Origin of the sequence: Kribbella sp. NPDC050459 (assembly GCF_040655315.1) — a bacterium.
GTDB lineage: Bacteria > Actinomycetota > Actinomycetes > Propionibacteriales > Kribbellaceae > Kribbella.
The window spans coordinates 150,964-174,131 of record NZ_JBFAJQ010000006.1 but is presented as its reverse complement, the minus strand read 5'-3'; the positions used below and the strand labels follow the sequence as shown (position 1 = coordinate 174,131).

Genomic DNA, 23,168 nt, shown 5'->3' with positions numbered 1-23,168 from the left:
GCCTTTCTCAGCCAGGCCACGAGGCCTATGGTCGTGGCGAGCCTGGGGGAATCCTGAGACGGCATGGCTCATGGCAACGGTCGCGGTAGGTGAGGCGGCGCCGATCGGCCCCGGTGGTCGGTGTACAACGGGTCGCGCCAGTGCTCGGGCACCGCCGGCACCCGGCTGATCGCTGAGCGAGTTCAGGACGTCGCACGGTCCGCGACCGTGCACGCCACGTCCAGGATCGCTGCGCTCCGCCCCGCAGCCGCACTACGCGCAGTTCCGAGGGGGTTCAACCTCATGCGCAGGTTCATGCTCATGCTGTTTGCGGCGCTCGCCGCTTCGGTGTTCTTCCTGCCGACCGCGTCGGCCGGCAGTCCGCACTTCGTCGGCACCCCGACCGTCACCCGGTCGGACAGCTCGTTGACCGTCTCCGGCAAGGAGGCCGGGCTCGGCAACGAGGACCAGGTCCACATCGTCATCTCGGCCCAGGCCGCCTGCCTCAACCCTGGCCAGAACTTCCCGTCCGCCGCGAACAAGCAAACGTTCAGCGCGGCCGGTGATTTCCCGGTCCAGAACGGGAAGGCGAACTTCTCGCTGACCCTGACGGCGACGTTCCAGCCCAAGTGCAGCCCGCCGATGACAGTGGTCTTCGGTGACGTGACAGTCACCGACACCACCAACAACATCTCGGTGACACTGCCTGGCACCTTCTGATCGCACCACGACGCCCGCGCCCGGACTCCCGCGCGGGCGTCCCGCACAGCGTTACGGGAAGCGGGTGGCGAGGGCGATACAGGCGCCGGCGGCGGCGAGGGTGAACAGCATCGCGATCCCGGCGTACCGGGCGGTGATCTCCTTGTCGACCTCGTCGTAGCCGACCGAGGAGCCGATGTCCTTGTAGACGTCCTCGAGCTCACCGGCCGACTCGGCGGTGTACGCCTCGCCGCCGCTGATCTCGGCGACGGTGCGCAGCTCGGCACGGTCCGGTGGCACCCGCTGCCGGATGCCGTCCATCTCGATGAAGCCGGAGTCGGTGCCGAAGCAGATCGTGTAGACGGGGGTGTTCTTCGCCTTCGCCGCCTGCGCACCCTCCTGCGCGGTGCGGCCGACGGTCCGCTTCCCGTCGGACAGCAGCACGATCCGCGCCGGGGCCGGGTCGTTCGGGTGCTCGGGGTCCGGCGGGACCTGGGTGAGCGCCTGCAGCGAGGTGAAGATGCCCTCACCGGTCGCGGTCGACTCGGCCAGCTCGAGCCCGTCGATCGAGCGCAGCACGGTGGCCCGGTCGGTGGTCGGCGGCACGATGATGGACGCCGTACCGGCGAAGTTCACCAGCGCCACGTTGAACTTGCCCGGCAGCTGGTTGACGAAGTTCTTCGCCGACTTCTTCGCCGCCTCGAGCCGGTTCGGGTCGATGTCGGTCGCCATCATCGACAGCGAGACGTCGATCGCGACCACGATCGTGGCCCGCTCGCGCGGGACCTTGACCTTGTCCTTCGGCTGCGCGAACGCCACGATGCACATCAGCGCGGCCAGCAGCGCCAGCCCGACCGCCAGGTGCCGCCGCCACTGCGGGCGCCGCGGCGCGACCCGGTCGAGCAGCGCGATGTTCGTGAAGCGCAGCGCGTACTGCGAGCGACGGTGCTGGAGAAAGATGTATCCCGCGACGATCAGCGGGATGAGCAGCAGGAACCACAACCGCCCCGGAGACAGGAACTCCATCAGCGAGCCACTCCCTTCGGCGGTTGGTGCAGGCGGGGCGCCACCCGCCGGTAGGCGAGCACGAACCGCACGGTGTCCGCGACCCAGTCACGGTCGGTGCGCAGCACGAGATGCCCGGCACCTACCCTACGTAGGGCGGCGCGGGTTCGTTCCCGCTGTGCCAAAGCCGCCGTCGCGAACGCCTCCCGGACCTTGCGCCGCCGGGTGTCGATCTCGCGCACCTCGCCGGTCTCCGGGTCACCGATCGTGACGACGCCGATGTTCGGCAGCTCCAGCTCCCGCGGGTCGACGATCTCGACCGCGAGCACCTGGTGCTGTGCGGTCAGCTTGCGCATCGCCCGCTCCCAGGAGGGCTCGATCTGGGTCGCGATCTCGCCGTCCTGCGGGGTGAGGAAGTCGGACACGATCACCCGCAGTCCGCGCTTGCGCTGGGTGCGCGCCATCGACTCCAGCGCCGCCGCCAGGTCGCTGCGGTGCACCTCGTCGTCGGTGCTGAACTGCTCGGCCAGCAGCGCGCGCAGCAGGCCGTAGAGCGCGAGCCGCCCGGACCGCGCCGGCCAGCGCCGCAGCGCCGAGTCGCGCAGCATCAGCCCGCCGAACCGGTCGCCGAGCCGGTGGGTCAGGAACCCGACGGTGGCGACGGCCGCGACCGCGAGCTCCCGCTTCTCCAGTGTCGACGTACCGAAGTCCATCGAGCCGGACAGGTCAACCAGCGCCCAGGTCTCCAGCTCCCGGTCCGCGATCAGGTCGCGGACGTGCGGAACCGTGGTGCGCGCGGTGACCGCCCAGTCCATCCGCCGTACGTCGTCACCCACCTGGTACTCACGCGCCTCGGCGAGCTCGGTGCCCGGCCCCGGCAGCAGACCGAGATGCTCGCCGTGCAGATAGCCCTCGAGCCGCCGGACAACGGTCAGCTCCAGCCGCCGCAACGCACGCTCAGGAGCGAGCTGCGAGATCGTCATCGCAGCTCGTGGATCGGGACGGTTGGGCCCGGCCCGGAGCACTAGACGAACTCCGGACGGCCGGTGCCGTCGGCGCCGTCGCGCCAGACCGGTTGCGGCGGCGGGACGGTGGCCAGGATCCGCTCGATCACCGCGCGCGGGTCGATGTTGTCCGCGACCGCGTCGAAGGTCAGGCCGAGCCGGTGGCCCATCACGTCCAGCGCGACGGTCTGGATGTCGCTCGGCAGCAGGTAGTCACGCCCGTGGATCAGCGCCAGCGCCCGGCCGGCCGCGATCAGGCCGAGGGTCGCGCGCGGGCTGACGCCCAGCTCGATGATCGGCTCCAGGTCGGGCAGGTGGAAGTCGGTCGGCGTCCGGGTCGCCATCACCAGGCGGACGGCGTACTCCGCGACCAGGTTGTGCACGAACACCTGCTCCGCGGACCGCTGCAGCTCGAGGATTGTCTCCGGCTGCAGCACCTGCCGCGGCTCCGGCGGGTCGACGCTCATCCGGCGGAGGATCTCGAACTCCTCGTGGCCGCGTGGGTGCGGTACGTCGATCTTCACCAGGAACCGGTCCCGCTGCGCCTCCGGCAGCGGGTACACGCCCTCGGACTCGATCGGGTTCTGGGTCGCGATCACGATGAACGGCTTCGGCATCGGGAACGTCTGGCCGCCGATCGACACCTGCCGCTCGGCCATCAGCTCCAGCATCGCGGACTGCACCTTGGCCGGCGCGCGGTTCACCTCGTCGGCCAGCACGAAGTTCACGAACGTCGGGCCGAGCTCGATGTCGAAGGCCTCCCGGGTCTGCCGGTAGATCCGGGTGCCGACGATGTCGGACGGGACCAGGTCCGGGGTGAACTGGATCCGGGCGAAGGTGCCGCCGACCACACTCGCGAAGGTCCGCACGGCGAGCGTCTTGGCGACGCCCGGAACGCCTTCGAGCAGGCAGTGACCCTTGGCCAGCAGCGACACCATCAGGGTCTCGACCATGTGCTCCTGGCCGACGATCACCCGCTTGACCTCGCTGACGGCCTCGCCGATCAGCCGGGACTGCTGGGCAACCGAACCTGTCGGCACCGTGGTTTCGGTCATGCCTGTCCTTCCGGGGTCCGCGCGCGGACCTTGTCATTCACCGTCGTTCCCCACTTCGCAACACCGGCCATTCCATCAGATCACCGGGGCCAGCAGCCGCAGGGCCTGCCGCAGTCCCTCCCCATCCTCCCCCTCCGCGCCAAATCCCGCCCGCCGACCACACTTTGTGCACGACGTCCGTACGGCGGCGCGCCCGGCGTACGGACACGGTGCACACAGTCGGCTCGGGAGGAGTGGCGACGACAGTGCTACCGGGGATGTGGTGGGATTGGGGGTGATGACTGCGACCGAATCCCAGACCGAGGTGCAGCCGGCGGACGTGCCGGCCGGCCCGGAGATTCCGGACGCCCTCCCGCTGCAGCCGGAGGACCCGCCGCGGGTCGGCGAGTTCTGGCTCCGCGGCCGCCTCGGCGCGAACGCGGCCGGGTACCTGTACGCGGTCAGTTCCGACGACGGCCGGGAGGCGGTCGTCGCGATGATGACCGAGGGCTCGGCCGACGACGCCGCCGCGCGCGAGCGGTTCGTGTACGCCGTCGACGAGCTGCCCGAGGACGTCGTCCTGGCGCACAACGACTCCGACGACGACGATCTGGCGCTCTGGGTCGCGATCGGGCCGATCCGGGCCGACGACGGGTCCAGCGCGGCGTCCGACGAGCGGCTGATCGCGGAGCGTCGCGGCGAGGAGATCCTGTCCGCGGTGCTCATGGACCGGATCCCGCAGCCCGGCAAGCTCCGCGGCCCGGACTTCCGGCACTACTGGGAGAACCGGCGCCGCCCCGGCCTGTTCCGGATCTGGCCGCTGCCGTGGCCGAACGCGCTTCGCCCGCCGTCGTGGTGGGCGCTCGGGTTCGCGCTGCTGACGATGGCCGTGATCATGGCGCTCGCGGTGTTCCTGGCCTGGCTGCTGTTCCGGCACGCCGCGCCGCTGGAGCCGGAGCCCGTCATCCCGACGCCGACCGGCACCACGACGGTCACCGTCACGCCGACCACGCCACCGCCCGGCACCGGCTCCGGATCGGTCACACCGCCGACGACCGGCCCGCCGACGGGCACTCCGACCACCGGCGGTGTCCCGACCGAGGTGCCGACCGGATCGGCCGGTACGGCGACCAACCCGGGCGACAAGTTCTAGGTCGCGTCCTGCCGGACCGGGCGGACCAGGTTGATCAGGCCGAGCAGGCTGATGACGGCCCAGCTGCCCTCGAGCAGCAGGAAACCCCACGACGACTGCACCATGGCGATCGTTGCCAGCACACCTGATCCGATCAGGTTCAGGAGCTGGTAGGTGACCGTGCGCTGCCGCAGGCGGCCGGCCTGCGCGGCCGCGAAGGCGACCAGAACGGTGAGCGCACCAACGATTTCGACGACATCGAGGACATGCATCGGACGACCCCCTCCTGCGGGGTGAGGCGCCGTCTTGGCAGACCGGGTACGACGCCGCTCGTCCGGGGAGCCGCCGGAACGCGAACTCCTACTTCGACGATAGCAAGCGCAGCAAGTCCGGGTCCTTCCAGAGCCGCTGCGGCACGGGCTGCCGGACGAGTGCGGCGTCGGCCCGGATCTCCGCCGGTGTCGACGCCGCGATCAGCACCGAGGTGACCGCGGAATGCCTGGTGGGGAACGCGAGCGCGGCCTGCGGCAGGGACACGCCGTACCGCTCGCAGACTGCCGAGATCCGCCGGGCCTCGACGGTCTGCACCTGGAGGATCTGCGGCGTCAGGACACCGGACACGATCACGGACACCGCACGCGCCGCGCACCGGTCGAGCAGCGGCTCGGCCGACTGGTCGAGCAGGCCGTACCGATCGGTGAGCAGTACGCAGTCCAGCTCGACGTCCCGCACCAGCCGATCGAGTTCGCGCCAGTCGTCCGAGGCCGCGCCGACCGCCTTGATCACGCCGTCGCGCCGCAACTGGTCGAGCACCGGGTACGCCGCCTCGTCCTGCGCGAACACCAGGTCGACCGCGAGACCGAGCCGTTCGCTGCTCGCCCGGACCGATTCCTCCGGGTCGGCGCCGGTCACCTTCGTCGACACCAGCAACTCACCCCGCGGCCGGCGCCGCAACGCCGTACCGAGGCGCCGCTCCGAGGCGCCGTACGCCGGGGAGGTGTCGAAGAACCTGATCCCGGCCTGGTACGCCGCGTCGACGGTCGCGATCGCTCGCTCGTCCGCCTCGCCGGCAGCGGTGCCGGGCAGGTCGTCGCCGAGATGGGCGCCGCCGAGCCCGAACCGGGGCGGCCGGAACCGGGCCGTGGAGCGGGGCGCGAGCACTTGGCTGGGTGCGGCCATCGCACTCACCTCCGCTGGTCGGTTACCTACCAGGATCGGGGCTCGGCGGCTTCTCCGCATCTCGAACTAACGACCGGATTCGTACAAGGTAAGCACCTCAGCGTCGGTCAGGGCACGGTCGTACAGGTGCACCTGGTCGACCGTCCCGTCGAGGAAGTCGACCGGGTTGCCGCCGAACTTCGCGCGCCCGATCACCGTGTTGCCGGTCGAGCCGGCGTCCAGGGTGCAGGCGCTCTTGGCGGCGACGAGCTGCCCGTCGACGTACAGCCTCAGCTCGCCCTGCACGACGTCCCGGACGCCGGTGACGTGGTACCACTGCCCCGGGTTCGGCTTGGTCGGCGACAGCGCCCGGATCCCGGGGAAGCTCATCGCGAAGCGCTGGTCCTGCCCGGAGTACTGGAGGAAGAACGCGCTGTCACGATCGCCGTCCTGGCTGACGAACGTCTGGAACGCGCCGTCGGCCTTGTTGAGCTTCACCCAGGCGCTCGCGGTGTAGTTCTTGCTCGTGTCGAGCAGCGCCGCGCCGGTGTCGGCGTACTGGCCGGATCCGTTCAGCGAGAGTCCCTGGCCGTTCTGTCCAGGTCCGTAGACCGCGCCGCCCTGCAGCGTCGCGTCATTGTTGCCGACAGCATCTTCACCGGATCCGTCCAGCGGGTAGAAGTGGATGCCGTCGGCACCGGGTGTGCCCGGGCCGGGATCCGGGGCACCGCTGCCGGATCCGTCCGCGGTGTCGACGATCTGCTCGTTGATCGTCCGCACCTGGGCGAAGTCCATCTTCGGTACCCGCCGGTCGTAGGTGAAGAAGCCGTTCAGCTCGCCCTCGACATCGGTGATCTGGGTGTACACCGAGCCGCTGATACCGCACTGCTGGGCCGACTTCAGCACGTCGGTCTGGTTCTCGACGTATCTACGCGTGAGGGTCGCCGAGTCGGGCTCCATCTCGTACGCCGACCCGTCGCCGAACCACATGTGATCCGGCACCTTCAGGCCGAACCCGCCGTGCTCGCCGTCGACCGCGGCACGATCAGCCGTCGGCGAGGTGGTCGCCGGGCCGAGGTACGCGTGATGGTCGAGGAGGTCGCCGCGGCCGGAGTCGCCGTGCGAGTTGCAGCAGTTCACACCGCTGTGCGCGTTCACCAGCCGGGACGGGTCCTGCGCCTTCACGGAGTCTGCGATCCGGCCCGTCTCGGTCCGGTCCCATTCACCCCAGCCTTCGTTGAACGGCACCCAGACCGTGATCGACGTGAAGCTCTTGTGTTCCTCGACCATCTCGTGCAGCTCGGATTTCCATTGGGTCCGCCACGGCTCGGGCATCGCGTCGGTCTTCGACGCCGGCATGTCCTGCCAGACCATCAGTCCGAGCTTGTCGGCCCAGTAGTACCAGCGGTCCGGCTCGACCTTGATGTGCTTGCGGACGGTGTTGAAGCCGAGCCGCTTGTGCTGCTCGAGGTCGAAGCGGAGCGCGGCGTCGGTCGGCGCGGTGTTCAGTCCGTCCGGCCAGAAGCCCTGGTCGAGAGTGGACAGGTTGAACAGGATCTTCCCGTTCAGCGCCATCCGAAGCTTGCCGTCGGCCCCCTTCTTCAGGCCGACCGCGCGCATCCCGGCGTACGACCCGACCTGGTCCACCAGTCGGCCGCGGTCGAACAGCTTCACCTTGAGGTCGTACAGGAACGGGTTGCCGGGCGACCAGGTCTTCGGGTGCGGAATCGGCACGCTCAGCTCGGTGTCCGCCGTGCCGGTCGCCTTCCCGACCTGCCGGCGCCCGTCGTACGCCGTGACCTCGACGTCGAGGTTCGCGGGACCGGCGGCGGTGTCCGCGGTCACCTTCAGCGTCTGGTTCGGCAGGTCCGGCGTGATCTGGAGGCGGCTGATCGAGGCGGCGCTCACCGGCTCCATCCAGACGGTCCGCCAGATTCCGGAGCTGCCCTGGTAGAAGATCCCGTGGTCGCCGACCTCGCGCTGTTTGCCGATCGGCTGGTACGTCTCGTCGGTCAGGTCCTCGGCCCAGACGATGAGCTCCTGCGGACCGATGGCGTGCAGCGCGCCGGTGACGTCGACGTCGAAGCCGTCGTACCCGCCGCGGTGGGTGGCGACCTGACGGCCGTTGACCCACACCTTCGCGTCGTAGTCGACCGCGCCGAAGTGCAGCAGCAGCCGCTTGCCTTTCCAGTTGCCGGGGACCTCGAAGGTACGGCGGTACCACATCCGATCCTCATGCTTCTGCAGACCGGAGAGCGCGGACTCGATCGGGTACGGGACGAGGACCTTCTCGCCGAGCGTGCGGCCGACCGGCGGTTGCTCGCCGGGCGCGGCGGCGGACCACTCCCAGAGGCCGTTCAGATTGCGCCACTCGGGGCGGGTCAGCTGCGGTCTCGGGTACTCCGGGAGCGCGTTCGTGGGCGAGACGTCATCGGTCCACGGGGTCGTGAGCGGCGGTACGCCGACCTGCCACTCCGGTGCGGCCTGAGCGGTGGGGACCAGGACGGCTGACGCCACGAGGGCTGCTGCGGCCAGGATCTTGAGCATGGGCGGTCCTTTCAGGGGCGGAGAAAGGCGATCCCATGGAAACGTTCTCACGACAAAAGCGCAAGAGCTCGCGCACGATCAAACATTCACCGATTAGGCCGCCATCGGGACACTGATCCATGACGGGTCCCCCACCGGCGAGCTGAACGTCACCGTGGACCCCAGCACACTCCGGCCGAGGTACCGGGGGTCGACCGTGTCCACCACGAGGACGAGGTGATGCCCGGCCGGCACCTCCCAGCTCGTCGCCTCGAGCCTGACGTCGAGCGGGACCGCCTTCCCCGGCGTCGCGCCGCGCAGCGTGTACGGCTTCTGCGAGATCAGCGAGCCCACGCCGAGCGCGTCGACGTCGTACAGATAGGCGAACAGCGACGTACTCGCGGCCGACGGCTTCACGGTGAGATGCGCCTTCGGCGACCCGTTCACGACTGTCGACCGATCGAACGCCGGGCCGGACCACACCCCGGCGAACGTCCTGTCCACCAAGGGCGTCACGACCCCGGTCGGGATCGACAGCAGGCCCTGCAACGCACCGGACAGGAGAGCAACCCCGCTGTCGGCAACGGTCGGTACGCCGGCACCGATGGTGCGGCTCCAGCCGGTCGACTCCTTCGCCTGCAGCACACCCGCCTTGGTCAGGTACGACGTACGCTCCTGCCCGACCGCCGACCAGCTCGGATACCCACGCCACACGCCGCGCTGCGACTTCAACTGCACCGGCGCCTCGGTGTCGGCCCCGTTGTCCGCGCCGGTGAGGTAGTGCCGCAGCCAGCCGGCCAGCTCGCTCCACGTCTCATTGGGCAGGCCAACGGCACCGCTCGCCTCCGGTGTCGCGTGATCGCCGTGCGCCAGCAGCAACCGTTTCGGGCCGGTGAGGGCGGTGAAGAAGTCCGTGTACTGCGTGGGCGGGAAGATCGAGTCCTCGAACGCGTTCGCGAGGAACACCGCCGGCCGGCGGGCGTTGATCTGGTCCACCACGGTCGCCGCCGACCGCACCGGCGCCAGTTGCTTCGCCTCCCCGATCGCGCCGTCGAAGTCGCCGGTGACGAACTTCGTCTGCAGCGACGCCATCTCCGGCCCCGGCCGGCCAGTTAGGTTGCCCAGGGCAAGCAGACCCGCGACCGCCTGGAGCGAGACCGTCTCGTTCGGATTCAGCGACCGGATCAGATCCGCCCACCCGCTCAGCGCGCCGACTGCCGTGATCCGCGGGTCCTGCGCGGCGGCGAGCAGCGACGTACCGGCGCCGTACGAGATCCCCACAGCGGCGACCCGCTCGGTGTCGGCGGGCGTGTGCTGGTCGGCCCAGTCGATCACCTTGCTCACATCCGCGACGGTCGGCAGGCCGGCGATGTCGATCCCGCCGCCGGTGTCCCAGAAGCCGCGGCTCGAGTACGAGATCACTTGGAACCCGGCGGTCGCCAGCTTCGCGCCCTGACCGACGTACTCGACGTTCGGCACACCCCAGCTCGACGGCATCACCACGAGCGGGAACGGTCCGTCGCCCTGACCGGTCGGCGTGAGCACGACGGCGCCGATCTCGATCCCGCCGGCGCCGGGAATGCGCTCGTACGACGTGCTGAAACCGGCGGCGGTCTGACTCGCGTCCGCGCGTGGACCGATCGCGATCAGGGTCAGAGCGACAGCAAGGGCGGCGGCAAGTCTGCGCACTGGAGGCCTCCGGCAGTTGGAATTACCGGAGGGTAACCAGAACGATGCCGCTGTGTCACTAGTTCGGCACGGTGAGTTCCGGATCCACCCCGGTCGCCTCCACCGACCACGTCCAGAGCCGCGCGGCCAGCTCGGGGTCCTGTGCGAGGCGGGTCGGCAGCACGACCTTCGGCGTACCGCGGTACTCGAAGAAGCTCGGCCCGACGAACGATCCGGGACGCAGGTCCGGGTACGTCGCGGCGTACAGACTCGGCCAGGCGCCGGCCGCCGCGGACTGTGCGACCAAGCGCGTCGCGGCAGCCAACAGCTGCGCCTGCCGGGCGCGGCCGGCGAGCTCGGGACCGGCGGCTTGCAGATGGGTCGATGCGTACCCGGGGTGCGCGCCGACGCTCAACAGGTCAGCCCCCGCCGCGCGAGCGCGTCGATCGAGCTCGAGCATGAAGAGCAGGTTGGCGAGCTTCGACTTCCCGTACGACTCCCACTTGCGGTAGTTGCCCGACGGGCGGCGCAGGTCGCTCTCGCTGATGCCCCGCACGGTCTTGTGCATGAACGAGCTGACCGTGACGACGCGGCTGCCTTTGACCAGCAACGGGAGCAGTCTCCCGGTCAGCGCGAAGTGCCCGAGATGGTTCGTGCCGAGCTGCAGCTCGAATCCGTCGACGGTCTCCCGGTGCGGCGGCGCCATCACGCCGGCGTTGTTGACCAGCAGATCGAGCCTGTCGTACGACTTCACGACCTCGGCGGCGGCCTGCTCGACGCTCGCGAGATCGGCGAGGTCGAGCTCCAGAACCGTCGGCGCCCGCCCGGCCTGCTGCGTCAGCGTTTCCGCCGCCCGCGCGGCCTTCTCCGGGTTGCGGGCCGCGACCAGCACGTCCGCGCCGTGCCGGAGCAGTTCGCACGCGGTCTCGTACCCGATCCCGCTGGTGGCGCCCGTCACGAGCGCCAGCCGTCCGGTCAGGTCAGGAATGTCCGCCGTGGTCCAGGTCATGCGCCCACAGTAGTCGTGGGCGCATGACCCGGGTGATCGCTACAGGATCTTGCGGGCCTTGAAGGCGTCGGTCACCGTTTGCGCGGCGGCCTTGCCGTAGAGCAGCCGGGCCGCCTGGACGGTGTCCTGGGCCGCGGCGGCGAACGAGGTGTCCGGGTCGTAGAAGAACGTCGCCTCGAGGATCAGCTTGTTCGCCTTCGTCCGGCCGAGGGCCTTGTGGATGTCCCACAACGCGTTCGACCAGATCTCGCCGTCGTCGTGCACCTCACCGGTCTTGTCGTCGATCGTCTTGCCGGTGTCCGTACGGCGCAGGCAGTGCGGCTCGGTCGAGGTGTACGAGGTGGCGTCCCAGTCCATCACGCACGGCAGCTCGAAGCCCTTGCTGACCGGGACCGACATCGTCACCGCCCAGTAGTCGCCGAAGCCCTCGCCCATCGCGCCGGCCTCCTCCGACTCACCGAAGCCCGGCACCACGTCGTCCTGGATCGCGTGCCCGTACTCGTGCCAGATCACCTCGGCGTCCTCGGCGTCGTCGACCCCGCCCTCGCCCATCGTGATCATGTCCGTGGACGGGTCGTAGAACGAGTTGTCACCGGAGAACGTGTCGATCGAGAAGTCCTGCGACTCGTTGTTCACCTCGGTGAAGCCGAGCTGGTGGATGTACTCCTGCGTCTGATTGACGTGGTAGTACGCCATCACCTGCTCGAACTTGTCGTTCTGCCGCTGGTACACGAACGTGTTGGTCTTGCTCTGCGCCAGCCCGCCCTTGGCTTCCTTGATGTTCACGTAGGTGCCGTTGAGCTTGCCGGAACCGTCCAGGTTGCGCAGGATCACGTTCTTCTGCGCGAGGAACAGCTCGTCGGTGTTCTTGTCGTTCTGGTCGGTCAGCTTCTCGTTCTGCTCACTGACCACCGGGTTCGGGTCGAACACCGAGCCCCGGCCGTCGATGTTGTCACTGATCACCTTCGACTCGACGACACTGCCGGTCTTCGCGTCGACCAGCGACCGGCTGACCCCCTCGGTCGAACGGCTCGTGACATTCCAGACCAGACGAGCATCCGGACCACCGATCACCGCCAGCTGCGCAGCGCCACTGGTAGCGGCCGGCTGCAACACCTCGCTCTTGTTCGGCCCCGCGACCCGTCGTGCCCTCGCGGTCACCGCAGCGTTGGCAGACTGCGTCGCCGACGCCGACGCCACCTTCGCACTGACATCCAGAGTCGCCGGCACGGCGTCGCGCCCGTCCGCGATCTGCACCGCCCCATCCTTGGCGACGTGCTTCGCGTAGTGCCCGTTGATCACCGGCAGACCCTTGAAGGTCTGCTGGTACCAGTAGTGCTTGCCGAGCAGCGACGTCTTCGTCTTGATCAGCTTCAACCCGTTCGGATCAGCCGCCCCCACCTGCGGCACAGCCCCCGCAGCACTGGTGAACGACAACCCAAGCGACACACTAACCACCCCAGCAGCAACAGCCACCAGCGCCTTACGGCGTCTCCTCATCCGTTTCCCTCCCACGCTCCTGTTGCGTAACGCAACCACTACGGTCCGTAGAACCCTAGATCGACACCCCACAACCTGTGAAGAGAAACGACAAGTCGCCCCACCCCGCAAGGGAAACCCTCTTACCCCGCAGCGGTACCTCCGTGAGGGGTGCAGTTCAGCGGCGCTGAAGATATACCTCAAGGGCGCTGATCCGTTCCCCTACCGACGGCTGTCCGGTGAGCCAGTCGGGTTGTGCGAAGCCTCCTCGACGCTGGCCGCCCTCGTGTTGTGCTTGCCATCCATAAAGCACCTCGAGAAACTTGCGGCCATAGCCAAGGTCGCCTGTCGCATGATCAGCCATACGTTCCGCGAGTTTGTTCGCACCGATGAAAAGCAGCGGTGAGAACAGCGGCGCGAGGAACGCCAACGGCACTGCGAGGCTGTCGTAGAAGATCAGCGCGGCGAAAACGATTCCTAAGTATGCGACCAGTAGGAAGCCGATGATTGTGCATCCGACCGCCGGAATCGTACGACTGAGCCTGAGTAGCTGCCACACCACGAAGCCGACGATGCGCGCCGGAACCGAATACCAGTGCAGCACGCGGCTCACCCAGAGATGACCATGCCGACGCATCGACAGGTTGTGAGCAATCGCCGCCTCCAGATGGCTCGGCGGCAAGGTGTACAGCGCCCAACTCGTCACCGAGACCGTGTTGCCGCCGGTCGCAGAACCGGTAGGAGTCTCTGCTCTCTCGATCCACAGGGTGAACCTGCTCGGGTCGACTCCAGATCGGTTCGCCAGCGCGTACCAGATGGGAGCAAGGCGCTGATTCTCCACCATCGTCGGTCGGCGTAGTCCGAGAAGAAATCGTGCGATCAGACCGTCCGACCCTGGCCACACCACGACCAGCCCGGTCAGGAGCCAAACGCCCACGACCACGATCCAACTCCAGTCGAACGTTCCTGACAGCCAGAAGATGATGACGAAACTCGCGGCAGCCCATACCAGCATGGCCCCGAACTCGGCGGCGACCATGCCGCCGCCCCCCGGTGCGCCTGATGGCTCAGGACCACCGATCGCGCGATGCTCGCGCCAAGGTCCGTCGTTGAACGGGATCTGCGGGACCGCGTTGTCTCCGCCGGGTGTGCTCGATGCCGAGTCGCGAGAACCATGCTCCCGAGAGCCATCATCGGGACGATCGCCCGGGTTCTGCGAGTTGTTCATGTACCGCCTCAGTAGTCGGAATCAGTAGAGGGACACGTGAACGTGATCGTAATGGCCACCTGTCGCGTCACTCGGATCGTAGACGCCGCCGCCGTTGTACGGCTTCCACTGCCCGGTGCGTGCACTCCAGATCTTCCCGTACCAGATGACGTAGTGCAGACCGGTAGTTCCCGCCGTTTGAATCGCCCAGTTCGCGATGCGGTCGCCCTTCGCTCTCGCTGCGGCGGCTCGTCGTGAGTCACCGCCAACGAAGACGTCGCAGGCCTTTCCCTTCGGATGGTCGCTCGTCGGGTTCCAGACATGAGCGTCCCAGCAACTCATCGGAGGGTTGGCGAGCGCGGCACGAGCCTGCGCAACCCACGCTGCTGTGCGTTGGGTCACGAGCCCGCCGGTACCCGTAGGATCCGTCACGGTCGCGACCTGCGGCGGCCATACGCCGTTGATAGGCCGTCCCTCGACCAGGCCACCGCCGCCGCAGTTGTCGAGGTTGGCAGGCTGCACCGGCCCGGCAGTCGGCTTCGGTCCGGAACGACCGGCGTAGGGATCTCCCGCCCGCTCGAGGTCGATGCCGGCTTCGCTGGCGATCTGGCGCGCTGTGCGTTCATGGCGCGCATACGCGTCCGGAAAGGCCGATACCTGCACGGCTTGTGCCGCCTCCGTGAACGACATGGAAGGCCAGTCGTCGATGTCGACCAGTCCCGGAGGGCTGGGCGGATTCGGACCACCGAAGAACGCCTCAGCCGCATACGTCGGATCCATGATCTGCTCGACGGTGCCCCACCCGGCGCTGGGACGCTGCTGAAACAGACCGACCGAATCACGGTCGCCGTAATCGATGTTCTCGAGGCCCGATTCCTGCAGCGCCGTCATGAGTGCGATCAGCGTCGCCCGCCCGGGAAGTCCTCGTGCCACCGCGACACCGTCGATGATCTTGGCGAATGCAACCTGACGCGCGCGGGTCGGCGCATCCGCGGGCGGATCATCGGCCCGGGCGTCGCCGCTTCCCGGCGGGCAACTCGCAAGGAACTGATCGCCGCCGGCACCGAACGGAACAATCAGGACAAAGCTCATCAGTCCGACCACGGCCATGACACCGAGCGCCTTCAGGCCCAGGAGCTTGCTGGCACCTGCGCCGAGCACACCGCCGCCGCGATCCATGAACATCAAAGTCCCCGCTCGCTCATGGACCGGTCCCCCCGTTCAGATCACTGATCACCCAACCGGTGCCCTCAGGAACGAGGGTCACCAGGAGTGGCAGCACCATTCGATTGGGCCGCTTACCTGTGACCTCAATCGTGACAGAGACCATGCGACTGATCCGCGTCGGCGTGTCGACGGGGGCTGCGTCCGGCCTCGGCATCTCGACCTTGACGTTGGCCACTGTGGACTTTCCGCCGTCGGACTTGAGTGCCTCGTAGGTCGAATCGCCCTCGGTCTGCAGGTTGTCCCCGAGCTGGGTGGTGATGTAGGCCGCCGTTTTATCAATGAGATCGGCGTATGTCTCGCGTGACGGATCACGCGTGTAGAACACTCGCGCCCACGCGTTGACTGTGGTCGTCGCGGCGGTTGTCGCGGTCGGTGCCGGACGCGCGGTAAGGATCGGCGGAGTGGAGTTCTGCAAGGTCGTCGGGCCCGCGGGAGTGGTCGTCGACTGTGACGCAGCGGGAGTCTGCGCTTGGCCGGGCGGTGGCGAGGGCGTCAACACGCCAACACCCCCACTGGTCGGCTCGTCGCCTCGCAGCAGCCTGGGCAATCCTCCGCCAAGACCGAGAACCACGATCGCGAGAATCACGACAGCCACGACAACCGTTACCGGGCTCGTAGGCTCGGTCTGCCGCTGCTGACGTAGCCAAGCGACACGCTGTGCGTGATCGTCGCGACGCCAGGTCCGCTTGGCCTGGCGACGTTCTTTCCGGCTCAGCTCACCGATTTCTTCCGGGTACTCGTAATCCGCCCGCACGATGTCCCGCCAGTTCGTGGGCTCATCGGGCCGCGACCTGCCGGAAATGTCATCGCGACTATGCCGCGAGGAGTCACCGCCGCTCTTCATCGTCCGGTCACCTGCGGTTGGGCACCATGACCGTCACGCCGTCCTTCGTGACGCTCGAGTACTCGCGGTATTGCCGGCCCGCACTGACCGGTGCCTTTCGACGGCCGCGAACCGACTTGGGAGGCCCGTCACGCAAGCTCGCCGAGTGCGTATGAATCCGCGGTTCGAACCTGCTGTGCGACGCTGGACGACTGTCCTTCCTGGCTGCTTTCGCGTGCCGAGCAGGCCTGGCTTCGGTGTTCGAAGACCCGGCACCCACGACGCCTGATGGTGATCCTCCGATTCCTCTGCCGGATCGTGCAGACGGCGCGGACGACATGCCGACCGTGATCGTTCGGCGCCGTCCGAATGGCGAGGAGGCTCCGTCCGACGTCGCGGATCCGGCCAGCAGCGCGCCGCTGGACGTGCGCGCTTGGTCTTTCAGGCGCGCGAGCTTTGATTCTTGGCCTGCCGCGGATCCCGAGGATGCCCCCGCCGGCTCAATGGCTCGGCGTTCTGGTGCACTCATTGCATGAGCAGGCGACTGCCGCGTCGCCATCGTACGATAGCTCGTCCCGAGGGCAGGTGCTTGCCGGAAGACGCGGACAGAGGAGGTTCGCTGAACCTGTGTGTCGTACGCCGCCTTTGAGGCCCGCTCTCCGACGGTTGGGCTCGCGGCACGGCTGCCTACGACGCCCATGAGACGTCGAACGGCCGTGACAGCGCCCCTGCGAGCAAGACCTCCCATGACCAAGCTCCCCGTGCCTGGTCGCATCATCGAGCTCATGCTCTCGAAGAGCCGCCTAAGCCTGAACCCCGCGATCAGAACGGCGATTGCGAGCCCACTCACCGGAAGCCATCCAAGGGTGTCGGTCAGGCTGAAGACCGCTGTCACGAGTGCCAGCGTTGTCGAGAACACCAGCAGGGCGAGGATCGACTGCAGAACCAAGCCGAGCAGGGCCTCGAACCAGTTCATTCCCCACTGACGTGTCCGGCCGGGAACAGCCCACAGGCAGGTGAACAGGACACCGACCACCAGCAGGATCATGCAACCGATGAACGCCATCAGGGCTGTGAACGCCAGTGAAATCGTCAAGAACGCGAAGAGAGTGGCTGCTATCGCTCCGAGCGTCAGAACTCCGACGCGACCGAAGGGATTGTCCCCTTTCGCCCACTTCACTGTGGGCGCATCGCCGCCCCCTTCGGCTCTACTGATCTCGTTGTCGATGTAGCTCTTACGAGCGTCGCCATCGGTTCCTTTGTCGAGGATCGCCTTGCCGTAACGCTGACACGCTTCGAGAGAGCCGAACTCGGCAACACACCACGGAGTCGCCGCAAAAGCACGCCAAGTCGCATCACCGGACTTGCGCAACAAGGTGTCACGTTTCGAGCCAGCGAAGCTGGGGTCAGGCCACGCGATAGGCACCTTCGGCGTTGCTCCGAGTACTTCGGTGGACGTCCCCACGACCGCGTCGGAGCCGATTTGCCGTGCCCCGTCGACGCCGTGCAACCAGGTCGCCGGCGCGACGGCAAAGCTCGTGGCCAAGAGACCGGCAGCGAACACCCACACCAATTGACTCATCGAGCTACCGCTGGCCCGACGCTGCGCGTAGGCCGCGATCGCACCAAATGCCAGGGCGGACGGCAGCAACCATCCCGCAAGTTGCGTGTTCACCAGGCCGATGGCCGACGAAGCCGTGTCGGTCAACTGCTTCATGTCGGTGAACGAGAACAGCCACCAACCCACGGAAATCGCGGCGCGGGTAATCGCGACGATGTACAGCATGACCATGTGTGCGTACCCGTTGAACACGGCCTGCATCGGATCGCGGAAGCTCGTCTCGAAGTCCAGCCCGTAGACCGTTGGGCTGTACTCCTCGAAGAGAGTCCGCGAATCACCGTGGGTCAGGTCCGGGGTCGGCAGCAGATCGCCGAACCCCGTGGGGTTGGTGGGGCCTTGGTTGGGGTCGGCGGCTAGGGCTAGTTGGGAGGTGAGGATTAGGGAGATGGAGAGGACGGTTAGCGCCGTGCGGGTGCGGCGCTGCCATCTCATGCGACGTGCTCCTTGCCGCTGGGGGTTTTTTGGTCGGAGCCGTTGGGGGGTGGCTCTTTGGTGTCGTAGGCGGGGTACATGGCCTCGTTGTAGGCGGCCTCGTCGGCCTCCTGGTCGTAGACCTCGTCGGGGCCAATCGGGGACTCGTAGCGGAGGGGGTAGCTGTGGCTGTGGTCCTCGTTGTGGTCTTGGCCGTTGGGGATGGGGGGATGACCGTTCTGCTGGGCTACGGCGGCAGGCGGTGGTGTCTGCTGGGGAGCAGGAGTGTTGGCGGCTGCGGGCTTTGCGGTGGGCGCGGGCTCGGGTGTGCGCGTCTCAGCGGGTGCCAACTGGATCGACATCGGCGTCGGCTTCGGCGTGGAAGGCGTAGGAGCCGTGGACGGTGGCGTCGGTTGGGTGGGGATGCCTTGCGGTGCGGGCTGCAGGTGGGCGGCCTCGGCTTGGGCGTGGGCGGAGGAGGCCGGCTCGTAGAGTTCCTCGTCGTCGGCGAACGGGTCTTCGGGCTCGTAGTCGGGGACGACCGGGGCCGGTTGGGCCTTGTGTTCGGATTCCGGGGTGGTGCGGAGGAGGGCTGCTACTTGTTGGCTGGGGATGTCGATCTGGACTGTGGCTACTTCGTCCCAGCGGTCTCGCATGATGCAGTGGCCGTGGCGGATGGATTTGCCGTTGGCGGCGGTGTTGATGCCGCGGACCAGGGTTTGGTACGGCGGGGTCTGCGGGCGGCCGAGCAGTTCCAGGAGGGAGTCGACCTGTTCGCGGGAGCGCAGGCTGAACGCGAAGAGGGTGGTGATCTGCTCGACGAGGCCGGGGAGTTTGAGGATCGACGCGGGGTCCTGGGTATCGAGGACCAGGGAGGCGCCGAGGGCGCGGCCGACGCGGGCGATGTAGTCGAGGAAGGACGCGCCGTCGGGGGTCTTCGTCAGGAGGTGGACCTCGGGGACGATGACGACCTTGGAGCGGCCGCGGAACTCGCGGCGGCCCGTCGTACGGATCATCCAGGCCAGGCAGCCGCGGAGGCAGGCCATGCCGACGCGTTCGATCGGGGACCAGGACTCCGGCGCCGACTCGGGTGACGGCAGGGTCAGGCCGGGCATCTGGACGACCCAGAGGCCGGGGTTGGTGGTCAGGGAGGACAGGCCGGACGGCGGGCCGGCGACGACGGAGCCGAGACCTGTCTCGACCAGGTCGCGCAGTGCGAAGCCGACCGTGCGTACGGTTTCCTCTTCGGCGTTGCACAGCCGCTGGATGACGCCCCACGAGGAGGGGTCAGGCGACTGGATCTCCGCACGTGTCGCCGCGACGACCGGGGCCTCAGCGGCACCCCGCAGGTGCGGCGGCAGCAGGAGCATCAGCTGGGAAGGTGCCTGCAGCAACGCGTCATCGACGGGCAGCACCCGCAGCAGGTCGGCAGCACCGGAGAACTGCGCGGTGATCTCGATGACAGCAGTCGGTACGCCGTACTCGGCGGCGACGGCTGACACACCGGCGGCGTCGCCCTTCAGGTCCAGCAGCGGCACCCACGCACCGGCGAACGCCGAGTCCAAACCGCCCATCATCGCGGCAGTCGTCTTCCCTCGACCGGACCGGCCTAGGAACAGCGTCGTGGTCGCGTCACCGAGCGCAGAACCGGCCGCGGCGTCAAAACGCACCAGACCGGGAGTGGAGCCCGTCAGATAGCCGATGGCCGGGCCAGTGGCGTCACCGATCGACGCACCGCCCCAGAACCAGGACCCGAAGAACGCGGTCGACTCCCGCACGTGCCCGAGGTCAGGAACGCGCAACTGGTCGCCCGGCAAGGACTCCAGCCACAGGTCGCGCTGCTCGTCGGCGCCGGTGGCGACAGTGATGCCGCGGTCCGCATAGTGCGCGATGACCGCGTCGACATACGCCTCGAGGTCTTCGCGGGTGTCCGCGCTGACCAGCAGACGTGGGTGATCCTCGACCAGGGTCAGACCGCTCCGGTTGATGTCGCGCTTGACCTCGCGCATCACGCGCTCGGTCTCCACGATCTCGTCGGCGGTCTCCTCCGCGGTGCCCTTGGCGGCCGAGCGTCGCTGTTCCTTCGCGCTCTTCCGGGTCTCGTCGACCAGGTGGCGCGCGGTTTTCTTCGTCAGTACGCGGAACCGGACCGAGGCCTCGACGGTGACGTCGATCTCCTCGCCGTCGTCGTCGATCGCCTTGATCTCGGACAGGGTCCGCAGCCACTCCCCCGCGCCCGGCGTCTCGAGCTCCTCGGGGAAGTCGGTCATCGCCAGGACGGACGTGTACGCCGCGACCTGGCCGCGCGTGTCGTAGATCCGCAGGTGGTCCGTGTACGGCACGACGCGCCCGGACGTCAGCCGGGCGAGTGAGGCGCCGGTGATCAGTCCACGGCGCGGAGCTGCGACCGCGCCGCGGTGCATCTCGCGGCTGATCAGCCAGGAGATCACCTCCGCCGGTGCGGTGTGTGCCCGCCAGACGGTCGAGCCGAGCTGACGAGCGAGCTTGCGCACCCGCTCGTCGAGGTGCGCGAGCTCGCGCGCACTGACCCGCCACGACGTCGTACCGAGGGCGTCGCTGATCGAGCCGCGGACCTGGGCCGTCGCCCTCGGGTCGCGGTCGGAGAGATGGACCCCGAGCGCGACGTACCGCTCGGGCATCCGCATCTCGTCGATCCGGTCGGCCCGGGTCTGCGCCCACGCCTCGTGGTCGCCGAGCCGGTAGTGGCCGCCGACCGAGTCGATGTAGTCCTGTCCGGTCGACCGGCCCCAGACCACCTTCAGGTGGCTGAGCCGGTCGCCGAGGATGGTCGCCGCAGCGCTGACCGCGGCGTCCAGGGCGGCGTCCTGCTCGGCCTCGGTGGCCAGGTCGGTGTTCGCCACCGAGATCAGGAACCATGCCTCGGCGCTGCGCTCGGTCACCAGCAGACCGTCGGCGATAGCAACAAGACGAGGTGGCGGTAAGCCGCGCTCGCGGCCGACCCCCACCAGGTTCAAGAGCTTGTCAGCGATCTTCATTCGCGGCCCTTCCCTGACGACGTCCTGCGACTCACCCGTTGTACGTAATCAGATCCCAGCAGGCGGGCCCGCTGGTTGACGGTGATGTCCGCACCCGCGCGGACCCTCGGGTCGACCTCAACCACGACCTCGCGTTCCCACTCCGGCGTGACCCGGGCCTTGGCCAGGTCGGCCACCTTCCGGGTCGAGATGCGTTCCCGCCAGGGCAGGTACTCCGACTTGTCGGCGGCCCGGGCGCCCAGGCCGATGATCGGGCGGTGCGCCCGCAACGCGTACCGGACCGACAACGCCCACTCGGTCACCCGCCGGCGCCGTTCGTGGAACTTGCCGGACCGCCAGCCGAACGCGGTGATGACGAACGGCGGCACGATGTACAGACTGACGGTGGGCTTCTGCGGTACGCCGATGAACGGGAACAGCAGCGCGACCCAGAGCAGGATGACCACCGCACCGAAGATGATCATCCGGCGCCGGGCGCCTTCTCCGAGGTCGATCCCGAGCAGGTCGTACTGCCGGGTCTCGATCTCGAAGTGGTGGGTAAGGGTACGGCCGACGCGCATCAATTACCCCCGGAGAGCAATCCCCAAAAGCCCTTGAGCACGTTGATCGTCTGGTTGTTGGCGTAGATCAGCCCACCAACCAGCACCCCGGCCGCGATATGGCCGAACAGTTCGCCCCACTCGCGCTTGAAGTAGTGACCGATGGCGCGCAGCACGAGGATGGCGATGAAGATGTTCCCCGCGATGACCAGGACCCAGTCCTTGAAATCCGCGCCGGTGGGAACATTCGGATCAGCCATGGGCAGAGCAAGCTGAACCACGCTCGCGGCCAGTTCGTGCGTCATCATTGCGGTGTCTCCCTTGTTGCTTCGGTCATCCGATGGCCAGTCGCTGGATTCATCCGACGGCAGCCACTTGCCATCGCTGTGCTCCGTCAGTGGCGACAGTACGCCTCAGCGTGAGCGTGTAGGTCTGGTCCAGCGTGGTATCACCCACGCCGTTCCAGGTGACGGCGGCGGTCGCCCGCCGCTCGTCGTCGTTGCCGGCGTACACCTGCCAGTCCTTCAGTTCGCCGAACTTCACCGCACCGTTGAGGCTGCGGATCGTCGAGCCAGGCGCGGTCACGGCGGACACCTTGTTGTCGGACTCCGCATACGCCGAGAAGAAGGCTTCCGCGTCCTTCTCGGTCGCCGTGGTGAGGTCCTCGTCGGGCTTGCCGGCGTCCGGCATGTTGCTCGGCAGCGGCGCCCGCTCGTCCGGGACGAACGTCGGCGGCCCGCTGACCACCACCCGTGAGGTGGTCCGTGCGACCGGCACCGAGATGCGCTCCCAGGTGATCGGTCCGGCGGCCCAGTTCTTGCCCTGCCGGGTGAACGTGTAGACGCGGACCCGGACGTCGACCACGGCCGTGACGCCGTTGGCGTCGGGCTTGACCTCTCCCGGATACGCCACGTCGGCGGTCTGCTTGCCGCGACCGTTCCAGCCCGCGCGGCTGTCCAGACCGGAGGCCAGGTCGAGACCTACCTGCGCCGGACGGGCGTCCGGGTTGTTCTCGTCCCAGGTCAAGTACGAGATCGCGTACCGCGTCGCGACCGCGCTCGCGTCGGCGGCCGGGAAGCTGCTCTGTCCGCTGACGACCGTCTCAGGCTTCTTGTTCGGGGCGATCCAGGAGCGGATACCGCTGATCGCGGCCAGCAGCAGCACGACGACCACGAGGCCGCGGAAGAACCGCCGGGCCCAGGTGGAGAACGAGGACTCCGGCTCGGTCGACCACGGTGTCTGCCCGGGCTCCAGCACCTCGCGGGCCGGTCCGGGCGCCGGGTGCGAACCATGCGGCGAACGCTGTTTCAAACGTTCGGGTGTGCGGCGGCCCGGCTCCTGCTGCGGGGTCTCGGACGGGCGCTGCGGACCTGGACGACGAGGAGGAGCCATCACGCCGCCGGGCGGCGGGCCCTGGGTCGGTGGGGTCTGGCTCTGCGGAGCGGAGTACTGCGCCGCGACCCCCTGCGCCTGGCGAGGGGTAGGTGACACCGGCCCGCCGGGGTGGGCCCACCACTCCGGCGCGGTGCTCTGCGGGCGTCCTTTACCCGGCTTCCTGGTCCGGCGCTGGTCCGACCAATGCTCACCTTTTGGCGGCAGATTCAGTACCGTTCGCCACCAACTCATCCCT

Annotated in this window: 18 protein-coding genes, 1 pseudogene and 1 riboswitch; of the genes and pseudogenes, 2 read left to right on the top strand and 17 right to left on the bottom strand. The window is 68.2% G+C overall.

All coding sequences use genetic code 11. The annotated features are described in order from the left end of the window. Positions 1–282: 282 nt before the first annotated feature. Positions 283–699 carry a hypothetical protein gene (locus AB0I12_RS21860; RefSeq protein ID WP_359932583.1) on the top strand — a complete coding sequence of 139 codons (417 nt, stop codon included), beginning with the start codon at positions 283–285 and terminating at the stop codon, positions 697–699. Positions 700–750: 51 nt separating this feature from the next. Here AB0I12_RS21860 and AB0I12_RS21855 read toward each other — a convergent pair whose 3' ends face one another. From AB0I12_RS21855 to AB0I12_RS21845, 3 genes and pseudogenes are all read right to left on the bottom strand, one after another. Beyond that, on the bottom strand, positions 751–1,704 hold the full coding sequence (locus AB0I12_RS21855) for a VWA domain-containing protein (RefSeq protein ID WP_355688744.1): 954 nt from the start codon (positions 1,702–1,704) through the stop codon (positions 751–753). After that, entirely contained in the window at positions 1,704–2,666 is a 963-nt protein-coding gene (locus tag AB0I12_RS21850) for a DUF58 domain-containing protein (RefSeq protein ID WP_355484560.1), read from the bottom strand. Before AB0I12_RS21850 ends, AB0I12_RS21855 begins: the two co-directional genes overlap by 1 nt. 41 nt (positions 2,667–2,707) lie before the next feature. Further along, positions 2,708–3,697 (bottom strand): annotated as a pseudogene (locus AB0I12_RS21845) (MoxR family ATPase); the annotation flags it as partial. 322 nt (positions 3,698–4,019) lie between these two features. Here AB0I12_RS21845 and AB0I12_RS21840 point away from each other — a divergent pair. Further along, a complete protein-coding gene (locus AB0I12_RS21840; protein WP_359932581.1) occupies positions 4,020–4,874 on the top strand; it encodes a hypothetical protein in 855 nt (284 codons plus the stop codon). Here AB0I12_RS21840 and AB0I12_RS21835 read toward each other — a convergent pair. From AB0I12_RS21835 to AB0I12_RS21770, 14 genes are all read right to left on the bottom strand, one after another. After that, on the bottom strand, positions 4,871–5,125 hold the full coding sequence (locus tag AB0I12_RS21835) for a hypothetical protein (RefSeq protein WP_359932578.1): 255 nt from the start codon (positions 5,123–5,125) through the stop codon (positions 4,871–4,873). The two genes, AB0I12_RS21840 and AB0I12_RS21835, sit on opposite strands and share 4 nt — an antisense overlap. A 23-nt stretch (positions 5,126–5,148) precedes the next feature. Further along, a riboswitch (guanidine-III (ykkC-III) riboswitch) is annotated at positions 5,149–5,214 on the bottom strand. Then, positions 5,214–6,032 (bottom strand): aldo/keto reductase, encoded by an 819-nt coding sequence (locus AB0I12_RS21830; RefSeq protein WP_359932575.1) that lies wholly within the window; start codon positions 6,030–6,032, stop codon positions 5,214–5,216. It overlaps the preceding riboswitch by 1 nt. Before the next feature lie 66 nt (positions 6,033–6,098). Further along, the gene (locus AB0I12_RS21825; protein ID WP_359932572.1) at positions 6,099–8,558 is read right to left on the bottom strand and encodes a LamG-like jellyroll fold domain-containing protein; all 2,460 of its coding nucleotides are present in this window, start codon (positions 8,556–8,558) and stop codon (positions 6,099–6,101) included. Between the two features lie 93 nt (positions 8,559–8,651). Then, positions 8,652–10,226: an alpha/beta fold hydrolase gene (locus AB0I12_RS21820; RefSeq protein ID WP_359932569.1), complete on the bottom strand. Its 1,575-nt coding sequence runs from the start codon at positions 10,224–10,226 to the stop codon at positions 8,652–8,654. A gap of 58 nt (positions 10,227–10,284) precedes the next feature. Then, positions 10,285–11,214 (bottom strand): oxidoreductase, encoded by a 930-nt coding sequence (locus AB0I12_RS21815; RefSeq protein ID WP_359932566.1) that lies wholly within the window; start codon positions 11,212–11,214, stop codon positions 10,285–10,287. 39 nt (positions 11,215–11,253) lie between these two features. Beyond that, positions 11,254–12,714 carry a M36 family metallopeptidase gene (locus AB0I12_RS21810; RefSeq protein WP_359932564.1) on the bottom strand — a complete coding sequence of 487 codons (1,461 nt, stop codon included), beginning with the start codon at positions 12,712–12,714 and terminating at the stop codon, positions 11,254–11,256. A gap of 157 nt (positions 12,715–12,871) precedes the next feature. Continuing rightward, complete coding sequence (locus AB0I12_RS21805; protein WP_359932561.1) at positions 12,872–13,921, bottom strand: hypothetical protein; 1,050 nt, start codon at positions 13,919–13,921, stop codon at positions 12,872–12,874. 21 nt (positions 13,922–13,942) lie between these two features. Then, on the bottom strand, positions 13,943–15,085 hold the full coding sequence (locus AB0I12_RS21800; protein WP_359932558.1) for a hypothetical protein: 1,143 nt from the start codon (positions 15,083–15,085) through the stop codon (positions 13,943–13,945). Positions 15,086–15,101: 16 nt separating this feature from the next. Continuing rightward, positions 15,102–15,971 carry a hypothetical protein gene (locus tag AB0I12_RS21795; RefSeq protein WP_359932555.1) on the bottom strand — a complete coding sequence of 290 codons (870 nt, stop codon included), beginning with the start codon at positions 15,969–15,971 and terminating at the stop codon, positions 15,102–15,104. A 7-nt stretch (positions 15,972–15,978) separates the two neighbouring features. Continuing rightward, positions 15,979–18,003, bottom strand: a complete 2,025-nt coding sequence (locus AB0I12_RS21790; RefSeq protein WP_359932552.1) for a hypothetical protein — start codon at positions 18,001–18,003, stop codon at positions 15,979–15,981. After that, positions 18,000–20,999 (bottom strand): ATP-binding protein, encoded by a 3,000-nt coding sequence (locus AB0I12_RS21785; protein ID WP_359932549.1) that lies wholly within the window; start codon positions 20,997–20,999, stop codon positions 18,000–18,002. The genes AB0I12_RS21790 and AB0I12_RS21785 overlap by 4 nt, the downstream gene beginning before the upstream one ends. Next, positions 20,996–21,559, bottom strand: a complete 564-nt coding sequence (locus tag AB0I12_RS21780; RefSeq protein WP_359932546.1) for a hypothetical protein — start codon at positions 21,557–21,559, stop codon at positions 20,996–20,998. Before AB0I12_RS21780 ends, AB0I12_RS21785 begins: the two co-directional genes overlap by 4 nt. After that, positions 21,559–21,846, bottom strand: a complete 288-nt coding sequence (locus AB0I12_RS21775; RefSeq protein WP_359932543.1) for a hypothetical protein — start codon at positions 21,844–21,846, stop codon at positions 21,559–21,561. Before AB0I12_RS21775 ends, AB0I12_RS21780 begins: the two co-directional genes overlap by 1 nt. 49 nt (positions 21,847–21,895) lie before the next feature. Then, complete coding sequence (locus AB0I12_RS21770) at positions 21,896–22,849, bottom strand: conjugal transfer protein (RefSeq protein ID WP_359932540.1); 954 nt, start codon at positions 22,847–22,849, stop codon at positions 21,896–21,898. Between the last annotated feature and the right edge of the window lie 319 nt (positions 22,850–23,168).